Raw genomic sequence first — 15,508 nt, forward strand, 5'->3', positions numbered from 1 at the left:
GATAGGGCTTTTTGATTGCTGATTTTAATGAATATGAGAAATAAAGAAAACTCGCCGATTGGCGAGCTGCTAAAGGCGATGACGGAGGCCTAGTTGCATTTATTCGACCTCTCCGAATGTTGTTTCAATAAACTTAACTGTATCAAACATATGGGTTTTACTTGCCCCTTTGACAAGAATTGTATCGCCCACGTCAAGAATCTCTAGCAAGTACTTGTGTAAAAGATCTTTATCTAAAAAATGTTTTACTTTTTCTGGTGGAAATCCAGCCATTATTGCTCCTGTGCCAATAGCATCTACTCTAAACCCGTAAGTGATGATAATATTAATTTCTTGTTCTACTAGAATTTTGCCTACTTTTTGGTATTGTTCATCTCGTAAATCACCAAGCTCCCGCATTTGCCCAAGTATGGCGATTTTTCTTTTTGGAGCAATATTTTTTAAAACATCAATGGCAGCTATTACCGCCTGCGGAGTGGCATGGACAGTATCATCAATTAAAGTGATCGATTTATTTAGATGATAAATAGTCATTCGGCGAGGAGGTTTTCTAAAAAGTAAACCTGATCTAATCTCCATAGCAGAGAAACCTAAATAATCAGCAACCGCAATTGCATTTATAGCATTATACACATGGTGTTTTCCGAAAATAGGAATGAAAAAGGAAATAACTTCACCGTGAAGTTTCATTTTGAAATTCATTCCATTTTCAGCATATGAAACATCATATCCTCTATAATCTGCAGGTGTATTTATCCCAGTTGTGATAATTTTACCTCGGAACTTTTCCTTCTCAAGATATTTAGAATTTTCATCATCGTTGTTAATCAACAATGTCCCTTCTTGATCCATACCATGAATTAATTCCGATTTTGCATGTGCTACTTGCCTAATATCACCATTGAAGTTACCAATATGAGCCATCCCGATATTGGTTACAACACTAATGTTTGGTTGAATAATAGTACAATGCTCTGTAATAACTCCTGGGTAAGCCATTCCATACTCAAGTACAATAGCTTGGTGGGATGAATCAATTTCATCCGCATGTTTTTTCGTATGCTCCGTTGTATTCCAGTAATCCTTTGATTCAAAAATATTCATTCTTGTTTTTAAGATGGAGGCAATAAAAGACTTAGTTGTGGTCTTACCTGCACTCCCAGTTATCGCGATAATGGGAATATGCCTTTTTTCCATATTCTTGTGCTTTAACTGCTGAATTTTTTGCCTGATCTTCTCCTGATTCTTTGCTAAATACATGGCATATCGAATGGTGTTCTTCACAACATCCATTTCTAAATAAAAAGCTGGCGGACAACCAGGGCGCCAATTCACTTCATAAATCCAGATTTTTTGATCTTGGTCTAATCCAATATCGACACCAATTTCATCAATTACTTCTTGATATTCAAGCATTTGAAGTTCATCAAGGTGGCGAGCTAAAGCAAGTGAAAAGTGCTCTAGCGTTCGTTTAATGTTATACGCTTCTTCGTTAGCAAATTCTTGTTTTAAAAAAGGTTCTAGGTAATTGGTATATCCGCCATTATTAATATTGGTTATAATCGTACCATTTGGTGCAATACGTGGATAAATGGTTGTAATTACCCATTCTCCTTCGCCATCTTTTTGAATATGCAAACGAAAATCAAACGCTAGTCCTCCTTTTGTTTTACTGCAAATATAGGGCTGAATAATAAATGCAGTTTTTTGAAGTAAGGACTCGAAAAGTTTTGAAAATTCATCCTCTGTAAATTGTGTATCCTCTGAATTCTTATTTACTAAGTAACCATTCTTCGTTGTTTTGATAAAATAAATCCCCTGACCTTTTCTGCCATCGATCGGTTTGATGACAACTTCTTTAAAGTCTTTCAAAAATGTATTAATGTCGTTCAAATCCTTGATAATCTTTGAAGGTATTAGATACTTACTGAATTCTTTTCCTTCTTTTAAACGTTCATTTATATTCCATTTGTTCCCTAATGAGTTAGTTGTAAATGGAATAATTTCTCTAAGCCTATTGATAATATCCTTTGATTTATTCAGTTTCTCAGGACTTCCATCATTATAAATAACATCTGGAAAAGGCATAATTCGCTCTTTCCATACACCATTTTCATAAATAAAACCTTTAATGCTCTTATTTACAAAATTAATAGCCTTTGGTGAGAAGTAAACAAAATCTGCACCTTCAGCCTTGGCTACAATGGCAAATGCATATGATTTCCTTACAGTTCTTGGATCCTTTCTTTGATGAAGCATTCCTATTAAGGTCAATAGAATCCCCTTCCTTGAAATAATATATTAATATTAAATGCTACTCATAGGACACTTGATATAGACAATTGTGGAAGTTTGAAAAGTAAAGAGGTAAGCGAATTGACTTCCTACTAAAATATAAAACCCCCTTGTGTTCATGCCTACTCAATACTAGGATCTTATGAATAATATAAGGTACATATGCTTAAAGAAGATGTGCAATCGGGAGGATGTTGTGTGATTAAATGAACTCGATTATTTTCATTGAAACAAATAAATCTGGATCAAGCAGAGAGGGAATTAGGGCTGCAAAAAAAGGTGGATATTATGTCCATTTATTTACCAATCGAAAATCTATTCTTGAACAAAAAAGGGAGTTTTCTGAAGTTGATGAAATGCATCTCATCAACTTAAAAGACGAAGACCTAATCATCTCGCAAATAGTTGAAATTAAAAAAGAACAAAATGTTGAAATTATTATTAGTTTTATTGACTCCTATGTGACGTTAGCGGTAAAAATGCATAATCGGTTTTGCCATAACACCTTATCTGAACATGCTTATAATGTGATGGAAGATAAGTTACTAACACGGAGAAAATTACAAGACAAACCATATTCCCCGTATTATTTTATATATAAAAAAGATGACACATTAAAAACCCTATTGTCTCAGTTCAAGCAAATGTATCCACTTATCCTTAAATCGCCTTCATCTACAGGTTCCAAGGATGTATACCTAATAAATACTGAATATCAAATGCGAAATAGGATTAATTACTTACAAAGGAAAAATTCTAATGAAGATTTACTTATCGAGGAATATCTTGAAGGTCCGCAATTTAATGTAGAAAGTATTGTACATGATGGAGAGATCTACATCGCAGCAATCATAGAACAAGAAATAACAAAAAAAAATAAGTTTATCGTAACAGGTTATAGTATCTCATCAGATGTAGAAGAAAGCATCATTGAAAGTATTGCTGACGTCACAAAAAGAATTTTAACTGATTTAGGGTTACGAAATGGCAACTGTCACTTGGAATTGCGATTAGTAAAGGGAGAATGGAAGCTTATAGAAATAAATCCGCGAATTTCTGGAGGAGTAATGAATCGATTAATAGAGAAAGCATATGGCTTTAATTACGCGGAGGAGATATTGAAGGTTTATAGAGGTTTGCAGCCATCCCTTCAAAGAAAATATGAGAATTGCATCTATGTCCAATACAGTGTTGTAGATTCTATAGGTGAATTTATAGAAGCAACTAATGTTGATTTAGTAAAGAAAATACCGGGCATAATTGAAGTTTTTATCAAGGCATCAAAAGGACAAATTTTGTCACCGCCTCTATCTATGGGCCATCGATATGGCTATGTAATGGCAAAAGGTAAAACAAGAGCAGAGGCGAAAATGTATGCATTACAAGCATCCGAACAGATCAAATTTCATCTTTTACCTAATGAAACGATTCAATAGACTCTTGGAATAAATAAGCATTCATCGAGAAATTTGCAAAAAAAATTACTGGTAATTATGTTGGAATGTCTGAAGTAATCAGCGGTTTCATGGTATTTTTAAAAATGCGTTTGCCAAAGCCTACATCTATTATTTTTCAAAAAATTGACTAGGTAGGTAACGGCTGTCATCGTAAAGTTTGTTGTTTTTTAGATGTTTTTATTTTATCCACCTGAGTTGATTGGAGCGGAAGGCACTTGACTCCTACGGTACGCCGAGGAGACTCCCATCCCTCCCCGCGGAAAGCAAGTGCCCGGAGCGGAAATCAACGGGCAAATTTACGGACTAAAAATTCCAATTTATGCGAAAAGGGCCTTTTAAAATGAAAAATCGCCCTACCCAAAGTGGGAGGAATTAAATATAAGTGGTTCAAGAAAACCCTTGAACCATCTGATTGGGTGAATACGGAGAGTCTATATTAAGGAGAGGAGGGATGAAAAGACATGAAGCAAATTCCTTTACAACAGCAAAATTGCTTAAATTCAACTCTCAAGAGAGTGTTGAAAGAGCAAGAATTTCAAAAACCTTTCAACACCGACATGGTGCGAAAAAATAAGAATAAGATAATACCGCTTATGTTGTTTACGAAAATGGGAAAACCCTTCTCAGCTACTATTTTGGATAAGCACTATGGTTGTGTTGTGTCCCCTTTTTTTAGAATAGTAAATTTTGATGAGAAAACGGGTTGTGTGATCCTTTCAGTTTTAATACCAATAGACATGGAAGGGTGTCCAGTAGACCTTTGTTCCGATATATATTCTTTATTGACAACTAAAGAATGTATAACGATTGGTATAAGTTGCCTTTGTGGAGTAGAACTTTTACCTCCATGCTTGGTCAATAGATTTATACCACCTGATGAACATAAATGCTAATTTTTGTGACTCCCAGTTTCGGTGCCTGCTGTATTAATTGCAATCCATGAAGTAGATAATAAAAATTAAGATTAAACCAAAGAACTCAGTGTGGATAAGTGCTGGGTTCTTTTTCTTCTCATCACATATCAAAGTGCCCAAGAACACTTGCTACTCTACCAATTACTATCAAATATCGATATAGAGGAGAAATGATAGTGGTATTCATCTAAAAAGTAAAAATTCTGTCTAATTGAGAATGATTATCTTTTAGTTGCTTATTACTTACTCCACATGTTAAGTTTTTAATTGTACATACTTTAGTTAGGCAAAGGGAGGAAATTTAATTGTTTACAAGGTTTAGCACCAGAAAGCTTACAATGGCAATATTAATTACATCCATTGCGCTGTTTACAGCAGCGTGTAGCAATAGTAGTACAGATAAGAGCGAAGCAACAGCTTGGAATAAGGTTAAAGAAAAGGGAGAAATAGTTGTTGCCACTGCGGGAACACTTTATCCTTCCTCATATCATGAATCAAAAACTGATAAACTTACAGGATATGAAGTTGAGGTTGCTAGAGAAGTGGCAAAACGAATGGGTTTAAAAGTGAAATTCAAGGAAATTGCTTTTGATGCAACACTTACCTCATTAAACAGTGGCCAAGTCGACATTGGAGCAAGTGTTGGTGTTACAGATAAACGAAAAGAAAAATTTGCCTTCTCTGTTCCGATCGAATATTCATTTGGTAGTGTAATAGTAAGGAAAAATGATTTATCTGGAATTAAGAAATTAGAAGATATTAAAGGAAAAAAGGCCGCTGGTGAATCAACAACAACATATATGGGAGTTGCCCGTAAATTAGGGGCAAAAGAAGTTGTTTATGATAATGCAACAAACGAGCAATACCTTCGTGATGTTGCAACAGGTAGAACAGATGTCATTTTAAATGATTACTACATTCAAAAACTTGCATTAGCTTATTTCCCACAATTAAATATAACTATTCATCCAAATATTCGCTTTAACAAAAGTGAAGCTGCTTTAGTTATGAAAAAAGATAATACTGAACTTGTTAAACATGTAAATAAAGCGCTAAATGAAATGATAAAAGATGGTACAATGTCAAAAATATCAAAACAATTCTTTGCAGGTGCTGACATTACAAAGAAATTAGACATTAATATTCCAACATATGAAACAGATTGATTAAAGAATGAAATAGGGACATTGCAATTCCTAAGTTTTACACTCTAGTAAAATAGGTATTATAACGATTGCTTATTTCTTCATTTCCGCGAAGCAAAGAGAAACAAGAAACCGTATTCTTTATTTATTTAAGAGTCGCTAGATCTATTGACCATTATATGTGGTCAATAGTCTAACGGCTCTTTCTTCGTATTAGGCAGTGTTATAAAGTTCATTGTTGATTTTGCCACTATCTTAATTGGAGCGCCTGGAGCGGTAATCAACAGGCAAATTTAACAGTGCCTTGTATTAATAAATACAAACTTTGTGGGCATTTTAATTCTAAAAGGAATCCCTTAAAAATCCATTAATTTTTATTAAAAATCCATGAAATTTCACTATTTTTATTTTTAATACAGTAAAGTGGATGAGAGATAGTTATGAGGAAAAATGAGTCTAATCCTTTTAAACAGTTGGCATTAATTAAATAATATTTTTTGATAAAAATGATTTTTGGCTCATTCGTGTGTCACTGCGGTGACACACGAATTTCAGTCATATAGTAAAGAAAAATCTTTCGGGATGTGTGTGTATGAATGAAATTATTCATTTATTAAATCAATATGGTTATATTGTCCTTTTTGTATCATTAATGCTTGAGCTCATTATTGTTCCCATTCCTAACGAAGCAATGATGAGTTATGTAGGTGTCCTTTGTTTCAATGGGAAAATGAATATCTTTCTTTCTATTTTTTCTGCTGGAGTGGGTGGTATTTTTGGAGTTACGATTTCCTATTGGATAGGATATAAACTCGGTGCCCCGTTTTTTCGCAAATATGGCCACTATTTTCATATGGGACCTGAAAAAATGGAGAAAATGGAGGTATGGTATCAGAGGTACGGAAAAGTATTGTTATTATTTACGTTTTTTATTCCAGGTGTCAGACATATAGCAAGTATTGTTTCTGGAGTAATTAAACTGCCATTTCGCACTTTTTCTATTTTTTCGTACATAGGGGTATTCCTTTGGGTTGGAACCTTCATTTCCTTGGGAAATATTTTGGGTCCACAATGGGACCAATATCAGGGGGAAATAAAAAAATGGCTTGTAGTTGCAAGCATCCTTTTTGGATTTTTTGCTATTATATATTTTGTCATAAAGGCAAATAAAGTTTATATTAAAGAATCATTTCTATTACTAAACGAGTCGGCCTTTAAAAAACTTAGAAGCTTTTTGAAGATAAAAATCATTATTTTAGTCACTTTTATCTTTTTTGTTTCTTTTTTTACTTTAATGGTTGGACTTATTCAAGATTTGATTAGTAACGAATTTGGTCAATTTAACCTGATTGTAAAAACGATTGTTATTACTTTGTTTAATGTGCATTGGCAGGGGCTAATGGAGCCCTTTTATTTACTTTCTACATGGGTTGCTTTAGGGATTGTTTTTCTATTTACAATAATCGTTATTTTATTAAATAAGAAAAATAAATGGCTTGAGCTCCTTTTTTTTATTTCTACATTAATTGGAACCTTTCTTTTTTCTAAAGGAATAGGGTGGCTTTTCCATTACATTTTAAATAATAAATTAATAAGCCCAGATTTTCCAAATGAGCAAGCAATGCTTATCATGAATGCTTACGGATTTTTCTTGATTATGTTCATTCGCCATAGAAGAGACTTTCTTTTATCTACGATAATGTTTTTCTTTGTTATTTTTATATTGATTTGTTATTTTATTAGCGGTATATATATTCATCAACTTAAACCAAGTGATTTACTTACTAGTTATGTATTTAGTGCTGTATGGATAACCGGAATGGTATTCTCTCTTGAAATGTTTCGTTTATTGTCACTTATTAAAATAAAGATGAAAGAAGAAAAACTATTATAAAAGCCTTTGTCCAATTAGATTGAGTAAAAGATTATTATTTTTCACGATTAAAGCTATTTATAAAACAAGGATGAGATGATGACAACTACGCTTAGTTATATTAAAGAGTGGCAGCAGGCCCTTCAAAATGAAATTATCCATTTAAAAAAGTATGGAGGAAATAAATTCATTGTGTCGAATGGTAGGTTACTTTCAAACGATGGTTTGTTTACCTACTATTTTGATACGACGGTTTCAGTCCGAATTCCAGTAGGTTCTCAGATAAGGCTCGAGTGGGGAAGTATGAAGCAAAAAGGTAGGATGCTATCTTCTGAAGGAAAAGGCATCATGATTGCCTTGGAGCAATCATTTGGAGATCTTATCTCTGAGGCATATTTATTTCATGATCCATGGGAACTGCTTGAACAGCTTATTCAAAGGTTTGATGAGATCAAAAAAAACAAACAAAAGCGCCTACGAGTGAAAAGAGTTATGGATCCTTCCATGCAGGCAAAGCATCCGATCGAAAAAATTAAAAGCAATGTCCATGAGTTACTTTTACGTTCAAAATACAATCCTGTTACCTTTGTTTGGGGTCCACCTGGTACAGGAAAAACATACACCCTTGCAAGAGTAGCAGCGAATAAATATTTTAAAGAAAAGCGGGTTTTGATTTTATCTCATAGCAATCAAGCAGTCGACGTTATTTTAAGTGAAATTTCAACCTTTATTAAAAAGAAAGATCGCTTTCGTGATGGGGATATCCTTCGGTATGGAGCTAATACAGGCGAAGCCATCGCGATTCATGATGCTCTCACCACTAGTCAGCTTATTCAAAAGCAGGATCCAGGCCTCGCGGAAAATAAAGATATTTTAATTGAAGAAAGATGGAAACTAAAGCAAGATTTGGCTCGTTCTTTTAGTAAAAGAGATTCTCATCATTTATTAGAACTTGAAACAAAGATTGCTAGGGTGTTTGAAAAAATCCGCCAAAAAGAAATTGAGTTTGTAAAGGAAGCTTTTGTTGTCGGGACGACACTTGCAAAGGCCGCAGGGGATGCCTCAATATACGAAACAGACTTTGATGTAATCATCCTTGATGAAGCAAGTATGGCGTATGTTCCTCAAATTGCTTTTGCTGCAACACTCGGAAAACGAGTTATTATTTGTGGTGATTTTAAACAATTACCACCAATTGCCGCAAGCAGAGATTCACTCGTGACGAAGTGGCTGAAAGAGGATATATTTCATAGGGCTGGTGTCGTTGATTGGGTTGAAAAGGGGGAAATGCATCCTCATTTATTTTTATTAAAAGAACAAAGAAGGATGCATCCGGATATTTCAGCTTTCACCAATCAGTACATCTATCATTCTCTTGTCGGGGATCATGAAAGTGTACGTAAAAGTCGAAATAAAATTGTGGAACAGGAACCATTTCCACAACGTGCTGCAGTACTTATAGATACAAGCTATTCTGGTGCGCATTGTATCAGTGAACGAGCATCAAATTCCAGACTGAATCTATGGCAATTATTATTGTCCTTCCAATTAATTCATGAATCATTTCTAGGTGGGGCAAGATCAATAGGCTATGTAACCCCGTATCGTGCTCAAGCCAATTTGATGGAGCTGTTACTTGAAGATTTATATGAAGAAGAAAGGCTTATAGCGGATATTATTGCGGCAACTGTTCATAGATTCCAAGGTAGTGAGCGGGATGTGATGGTCTTTGACACAGTTGACAGCAACCCCCAGGAACGTGCTGGAATGTTATTAACGGGCAAAGATAGTGAGCGGCTGATTAATGTTGCTATTACCAGAACAAAGGGGAAATTCATTCATGTTAGCAATCAATCATTTATTCGAAAACATGTCTATCAAGGTAAAACACTCAGGCAATTAGTCGAACATCAGGAAAAACAAAATCAAACAGTTAAAACCAAAGAAATTGGTTCATGGATCAGAAGTCATCATCCAAGATTACAATGGATACATGCCAGAAAGCTTGAACAAGTTTTTCAAGATATTCAATTAGCGAAATCCTCAGTCGTTATCTCATTACCAGGGCAAACAGTTCTTTCGGAGCAGTGGAAGGACATATTGAAAAAAAGGAATAAACGTGTCAATTTAGTAGTTATTGCAGATGAAGTTTGGGAGGATCTACAGCCTAACCAATGGATTGAAGAAAGCCTACCCTTTCCATTTGTAATTATCGATCGGCGTATTTTCTGGCTAGGCCTACCACTGGAAGGGGCAAAAGGTGTAATGCCTCCTTATGTGGCAGTAAGGCTAGAATCAGAGAAGGTTGCTGAACATTTTATTGGGGAGTTATCGAGTAATCCGAGAAACCAACGAAAATAAAATAAGCGGAGATTTTTCGGTTAAATGCATAATGGAGCTCGTTCCTAGGTGTATAAGCGAAGGTTTTCCGGTTACGCAATGCAAAGTCCCCCATTTTCGCGGTTTTTGAGTCAATAGACGGAAACTCTCCGTCTATTTATTCTATTTTTAATCCAATTTGCTAATTAAGAGGAATTTTTCCGTCTATTAAGAATTCGGACAGGTATCAAATACTGAATGTTTCACTATATTTGACAGGGCAGAGAATTTTTTCTCTGCCTTTAAATATTGCAAGAACCTATTAGCTATTTTAAAAGTCCTTTTATATAATGACTATTTTCAAATGTCCATCCACCAATTTATACACATCGGGCTGATTTAAAGTAGGAGGGAAAAATCGTGGAGAATGTCCTGGAGATTCAAAATGTTACAAAACGATTTACGAATGGACGAGGCATTGAAAATATTAATCTTTTAGAGCCTTTTTGGTTTTCTAGTTCACTTTATTTCAAAAAATATTTATTCAAATGCATTCTTTAAAACACCATGAACTTAAAAGGGAGATAAAAAGTTAAAATGAGTAAACAAAAAGACCAATCTATTTCTTCACCAAAAAATTCATCCATTGATAATGAATCTGTTGCTGGCCCATCACTTGCAAGACAGATGTTAAATAAGGTTCCAGAAATCACAATCTACTTCTGGATCATTAAGATCATGGCAACCACTGTGGGTGAAACGGCTGCAGATTTCTTGAATGATAATCTGAACATGGGCTTGACAAACACGACCTATATCATGGGTGTCCTCTTGCTCATAACGCTGTACTTTCAGTTCAAATCGAGGAAGTATGTGCCAAGGATTTATTGGCTTGCGGTTGTGCTGATCAGCGTTGTAGGGACACTAGGTTCAGATAACTTAACGGACAATTTTGGGGTATCATTGGAGACAACCACTATTATCTTCGGTATCCTAATGCTTGTGACCTTTGCAGCATGGTATTTGAGTGAAAAGACATTGTCCATTCACTCAATCTACACGTCAAAACGAGAAGCATTTTACTGGCTTGCTATCCTGTTCACGTTTGCCTTAGGTACTGCAGCGGGTGACCTTATTGCAGAAGGTCTAAACTTTGGTTACTGGATATCAGCTCTAATGTTCGCTGCACTAATCGGAATGGTGACCATCGCTTACTACCGATTCAAATTGAATGCAGTGCTGGCCTTCTGGATCGCTTACATCTTGACTCGTCCTTTCGGTGCCTCTCTTGGCGATTTCCTATCACAACCTCGCCATTCAGGTGGCCTTGGTCTGGGTACGACGACGACTAGTGCAATCTTTCTTGTGACGATCTTGGGCTTGGTCATTTACCTTACCAAGACCAGAAGAGATGAAACTCCTTTCCCAAATTCAACTGATGAGTAAAAGTGGGACAGGCAGCTTCAAAAATCATGTAAAACACGTGAGAATATGCAAGGGGTCATTCATAAACTGGATGGCCTCTTGAGTATGTGACTTTTTAGAAGGGAATGGTAATGTATGTAATAGTCTAGACTATTGTTTGTTTCGGAAACTCATTATGGAAGAAGGTCAAAGAATTGATTAAAAAATGGGGATTTATTCTTTCTGCGATATTGATTATTTTATGTGCGTGTTCACCAGTTCAGTCGAAGAAACAAGTGCCGATTAAAACTCCCACAAATAAAGTTGTAAAGATGAATTTTCCGAAAATTGACCATGTGGTTCTTGTTGTTGAAGAGAATCACTCTCAACAAGAGATAACAAATAATTCTTCTGCCCCTTATATGAATGCGCTTATGAAACATGGGGCGAACTTTACAAACTATCATGCAATTGAACATCCTAGTCAACCAAATTATTTAGATATCTTTTCAGGTTCAAATCAAGGTGTAACAAATGATCGAATTCCAAGAACGAAATTTTCTACTGAAAATTTAGCAAATGAATTAATTACAAAAAAGTATACATTTATCGGATATTCAGAGGATCTTCCTAAAGTCGGATACGATGGATCTTCAGGTGGTAGGGGAGGATATGCACGAAAGCATAATCCTTGGGTAAACTTTACAAATGTTCCAACTAAGTTAAATCAACCATTTACAAACTTTCCAAGCAACTTTAATCAACTTCCTACCGTTTCATTTGTTATTCCAAACCTTAGAAATGATATGCATGATGGTAGCATAAAGGTAGGCGATGAATGGTTAAAGAAGCAGTTGAATCCATATATTCAATGGGCAAAAACACATAACAGCCTATTGGTTGTAACTTGGGATGAGGATGACAGTTCACAAAACAATAAAATTCCAACCTTCTTTGTTGGCCCAATGGTAAGGAATGGACAATATAGCGAGTATATCAATCATTTTAATCTGTTAAGAACGATAGAAGATATTTACGGTTTATCACATGCAGGTAAAAGTGTTGCTGTTAACCCGATTTTGGATATCTGGAAAAAGTGAAGATGCATGAGCATGCCGACTAGTTGTTTTTATGAAATAGTCGAGAACACTCGTGACTTTAGTCATGAGATGAATCGGCTTCGGATAGGGCGTGGCTTTTGCCACGTTAACTATCCGACATATGCTCAGTCATCCTATAAATAAAACACCAAATTAATGCTCTTATTTTCTCTAATTTTGTTATCATAAACATGAGGTGGGAGATTTGGCTGACGTTAAGAAAGGTAGAGGCTATGTGTACTCCATTCAGTACCATATTGTATGGTGTGTTAAATATCGTCATAAAGTATTAATTGGTGATATAGATGTAAGATTAAAAGAGATACTGCATCAAATAGCCACAGATAATGGTTTTGCCATTTCAGAAATCGAAACCGATTGCGACCATATTCATCTTCTTATAGATTGCACTCCACAACATTCAACTCCAACAATGATAAAAGCATTAAAAGGCGTTGCTGCCAGATTACTATTTAAAGAGTTTCCGAGCTTAAAAAAGAAACTGTGGGATGGTCATCTTTGGAATCCATCTTATTTTGTTGGTACTGTTAGCGAGCATACAGAAGCACAAATTCGGCAATACATACGTAATCAACAAAGGAAATAGCGAAAGGAGTTGAACCTAGATGTCTTCACCAACATACGTGCTTACTCTGCCTTTAAAAGTGGAAACATGGCAAGAACATATCTTAGAAAAACGCCTAAATATTGGACGAACTATCTACAATGAATGTCTAGGTGAAGCATTGCGTAGGTACAAATACATGATACGTAATCCTCGATATTGGGAAGCGGTTCGTATGACCAAAGGCAATGAACGCAATCAACTTCTGAATCACTATAAAAAACAATATGGCGTTCGTAAATTTGACTTAAATAGGTACGTTCAAGGAATGGGGCGTACGTTTAAGAAAAATATTGGTTCTCAAATGGCTCAGAATATCGCTGAACGTGCATTTCAAGCAGTTGAGAAAGTCATGTACGGGAACGGTAAGAAAGTTCGTTTTTGTTCAGTAGGTCAATTCTTTTCGTTAGAAGAAAAGACAAACAAGACAGGTTTTCGTTACTTCCCCAAAAACAAACGCATGGAATGGCTAGGACTAATTATGCCTGTCATTCTTAAAAACCACGATGAATACGCACATATTGCCCTTCAAGATAAGATTAAATATTGCCGCCTGGTAAAGAAAGTGATTCGTGGCAAAAATCGTTACTTCGTTCAATTTGCATTAGAAGGATTTCCCCCAAAGAAACGCAATCAAAACTACTCCAAAGATGAATTCGCTCGTGTCGGATTAGATATCGGCACATCAACACTCGCAATCGCTTCTGAAAATGAAGTGAAGCTATATGAGCTAGCGGAAGGTTTATCAGTAGATGAAAGTCAAAAACGTATTCTACAACGTAAGTTAGATTGCAGGCGCCGAGCGAATAATCCAAACAAATACAATGCTGATGGCACAATAAACAAATCCAATCGTGAGAAATGGATACAAAGTGAAAACTACAAGAAAACTCGTCAAGAGGTCGCAGAAATGAGCCGGAAAATGGCAGATAAGCGCAAGCAATCGCACAATCAACTAGCCAATCATATTCTAACGCTTGGGTTGGATGTTCGAGTTGAAACCATGAATTTCAAAGGATTTCAAGCAAAGGCAAAGAAAACAAAGATTAGCGAAAAGACTGGACGTTACAAACGTAAAAAACGTTTTGGAAAGTCATTAGCGAATCGTGCGCCATCAATGCTTCTTACGATTATAGACAACAAATTAAAATACTTCGGCTTAGAACTAAAGCGGATTGACACCGCAAAAGTGAAAGCCAGTCAATTCGAACACTTCACGCAAACTTGCGTGAAGAAAAAACTCTCCAAACGTTGGAACCACTTCGAACAAGGTGATGTTCAACGTGATTTGTATAGTGCCTTTTTAATCATGAACACAAAAGACAATCTACGTGAAGTAGATGTTGGACGAGCAAATGAAACATGGAACAACTTTTTTCGTAAACACGAACAGGAAATAGAACGAATGAAGCATTTGAACAAGAAACAATTAAGTAGTATTGGCTTGTAAAACTTCGATACAAAAGGGTTTTGAATCGAGCCCACAGGGCGATAATGGCAGCAATAGTTGCCTTGCCTATGAAAGTCTAAGGGAAATAACTTAGTGGCTGATGTCAGCCGAAAACTCGTTTTCGGCAATTCAGACGAAGGTTGAATGACAGTACCTTAGAACCTCGTGACTTTAGTCATGAGTGGTTCAGACATTGATCCAAGATCCATTGCCATTCGCCATGACCTGATTTGGTATTGATATGCCCCATGTTTGATAAGGAAATGGATGGTACATTTAATGTTAAATAATTGATGGAATCTTCAATATCACAATAAGGGTCATTAGTTGAATAGACAAACAAGGTATCCTCTGCAGCCCTCAATACATTTTCTCTTTCTAATGGAACAGGATAAAATGATTTGGCCTCTGGAAGAACAATAGTTGGTGAAGGTGGGGCTACAAGAATGACATGGTCTGCAATCTTTTTAGTTTGACCAGCAATATAGTGAAGCCAGAGAATACAACCGAGACTGTGTGTAATGACTGTTTTTCGATGATTTTTAGGAAGTGATTGTATAGCGGTTGAAAGTTCTTGTAGCCAAGTCTCTTTATTTGGAGTGTCGTAATTTGAGAATATAGGATAACTAACATGAAAGTTTTGCTGCTTTAGTTCATGAAATAACCATGATTGCCAATGAGCGGGACCGCTGCCCCCGAGGCCATGAATGATTAGAAAACTATGCTGATTCATAAAATCTCTCCTTATAACCAACTATCCCGATTAATATGTAAGTATTTAAAATAGTATAACATTAAAAAAAGGATTGGCAAATGCCAAATCCCTTTAGCTGTATTTTTTTATGACTATATTCATGATATGGAATTCTATAATAATAGGTAGAGGTTGTTCGAACTTCTATCATAGCTACAAATTTAATCTAGTT

Annotated in this window: 12 protein-coding genes; 10 read left to right on the forward strand and 2 right to left on the reverse strand. The window is 35.6% G+C overall.

Going from position 1 to position 15,508, the window contains the following annotated elements; all coding sequences use genetic code 11:
* Positions 1 to 99 precede the first annotated feature (99 nt).
* Positions 100 to 2,274, reverse strand: a complete 2,175-nt coding sequence (locus RCG20_RS16885) for a YheC/YheD family protein (RefSeq protein WP_308181271.1) — start codon at positions 2,272 to 2,274, stop codon at positions 100 to 102.
* A 227-nt stretch (positions 2,275 to 2,501) separates the two neighbouring features.
* On the opposite strand from RCG20_RS16885, the gene RCG20_RS16890 reads away from it, so the two are divergent.
* From RCG20_RS16890 to RCG20_RS16935, 10 genes are all read left to right on the forward strand, one after another.
* On the forward strand, positions 2,502 to 3,731 hold the full coding sequence (locus RCG20_RS16890; protein ID WP_308181272.1) for an ATP-grasp domain-containing protein: 1,230 nt from the start codon (positions 2,502 to 2,504) through the stop codon (positions 3,729 to 3,731).
* Positions 3,732 to 4,213: 482 nt separating this feature from the next.
* Positions 4,214 to 4,645, forward strand: a complete 432-nt coding sequence (locus RCG20_RS16895; protein WP_308181273.1) for a CotY/CotZ family spore coat protein — start codon at positions 4,214 to 4,216, stop codon at positions 4,643 to 4,645.
* 359 nt (positions 4,646 to 5,004) lie between these two features.
* Positions 5,005 to 5,832, forward strand: coding sequence for a transporter substrate-binding domain-containing protein (locus RCG20_RS16900; protein WP_308184380.1), 828 nt, complete (start codon positions 5,005 to 5,007; stop codon positions 5,830 to 5,832).
* A 571-nt stretch (positions 5,833 to 6,403) separates the two neighbouring features.
* Positions 6,404 to 7,705, forward strand: a complete 1,302-nt coding sequence (locus RCG20_RS16905; RefSeq protein WP_308181274.1) for a DedA family protein — start codon at positions 6,404 to 6,406, stop codon at positions 7,703 to 7,705.
* Positions 7,706 to 7,783: 78 nt separating this feature from the next.
* Complete coding sequence (locus tag RCG20_RS16910; protein ID WP_308181275.1) at positions 7,784 to 10,045, forward strand: AAA domain-containing protein; 2,262 nt, start codon at positions 7,784 to 7,786, stop codon at positions 10,043 to 10,045.
* A 378-nt stretch (positions 10,046 to 10,423) separates the two neighbouring features.
* Positions 10,424 to 10,564: a hypothetical protein gene (locus RCG20_RS16915; protein ID WP_308181276.1), complete on the forward strand. Its 141-nt coding sequence runs from the start codon at positions 10,424 to 10,426 to the stop codon at positions 10,562 to 10,564.
* Positions 10,565 to 10,690: 126 nt separating this feature from the next.
* On the forward strand, positions 10,691 to 11,449 hold the full coding sequence (locus RCG20_RS16920; RefSeq protein WP_308184381.1) for a COG4705 family protein: 759 nt from the start codon (positions 10,691 to 10,693) through the stop codon (positions 11,447 to 11,449).
* A 173-nt stretch (positions 11,450 to 11,622) separates the two neighbouring features.
* Complete coding sequence (locus RCG20_RS16925) at positions 11,623 to 12,507, forward strand: alkaline phosphatase family protein (protein WP_308181277.1); 885 nt, start codon at positions 11,623 to 11,625, stop codon at positions 12,505 to 12,507.
* Between the two features lie 205 nt (positions 12,508 to 12,712).
* Entirely contained in the window at positions 12,713 to 13,114 is a 402-nt protein-coding gene (gene tnpA / locus RCG20_RS16930) for an IS200/IS605 family transposase (RefSeq protein WP_308181278.1), read from the forward strand.
* 19 nt (positions 13,115 to 13,133) lie between these two features.
* Complete coding sequence (locus RCG20_RS16935; RefSeq protein ID WP_308181279.1) at positions 13,134 to 14,582, forward strand: transposase; 1,449 nt, start codon at positions 13,134 to 13,136, stop codon at positions 14,580 to 14,582.
* 175 nt (positions 14,583 to 14,757) lie between these two features.
* On the opposite strand, the gene RCG20_RS16940 is transcribed toward RCG20_RS16935, so the two are convergent.
* Positions 14,758 to 15,315, reverse strand: a complete 558-nt coding sequence (locus tag RCG20_RS16940; protein ID WP_308181280.1) for an RBBP9/YdeN family alpha/beta hydrolase — start codon at positions 15,313 to 15,315, stop codon at positions 14,758 to 14,760.
* Positions 15,316 to 15,508: the final 193 nt, after the last annotated feature.

The sequence above is a fragment of the Neobacillus sp. PS3-40 genome, assembly GCF_030915485.1.
Taxonomy (GTDB): Bacteria; Bacillota; Bacilli; order Bacillales; family Cytobacillaceae; genus JAUZPL01.

Bases quoted from the DNA above. Each gene is read 5' to 3' on its own strand.
- RCG20_RS16920 (WP_308184381.1), top strand. From the start codon at position 10,691: ATGTTAAATAAGGTTCCAGAAATCACAATCTACTTCTGGATCATTAAG.
- RCG20_RS16910 (WP_308181275.1), top strand. From the start codon at position 7,784: ATGACAACTACGCTTAGTTATATTAAAGAGTGGCAGCAGGCCCTTCAA.
- RCG20_RS16895 (WP_308181273.1), top strand. From the start codon at position 4,214: ATGAAGCAAATTCCTTTACAACAGCAAAATTGCTTAAATTCAACTCTC.
- RCG20_RS16900 (WP_308184380.1), top strand. From the start codon at position 5,005: ATGGCAATATTAATTACATCCATTGCGCTGTTTACAGCAGCGTGTAGC.
- RCG20_RS16935 (WP_308181279.1), top strand. From the start codon at position 13,134: ATGTCTTCACCAACATACGTGCTTACTCTGCCTTTAAAAGTGGAAACA.
- RCG20_RS16905 (WP_308181274.1), top strand. From the start codon at position 6,404: ATGAATGAAATTATTCATTTATTAAATCAATATGGTTATATTGTCCTT.
- RCG20_RS16940 (WP_308181280.1), bottom strand. From the start codon at position 15,315: ATGAATCAGCATAGTTTTCTAATCATTCATGGCCTCGGGGGCAGCGGT.
- RCG20_RS16890 (WP_308181272.1), top strand. From the start codon at position 2,502: ATGAACTCGATTATTTTCATTGAAACAAATAAATCTGGATCAAGCAGA.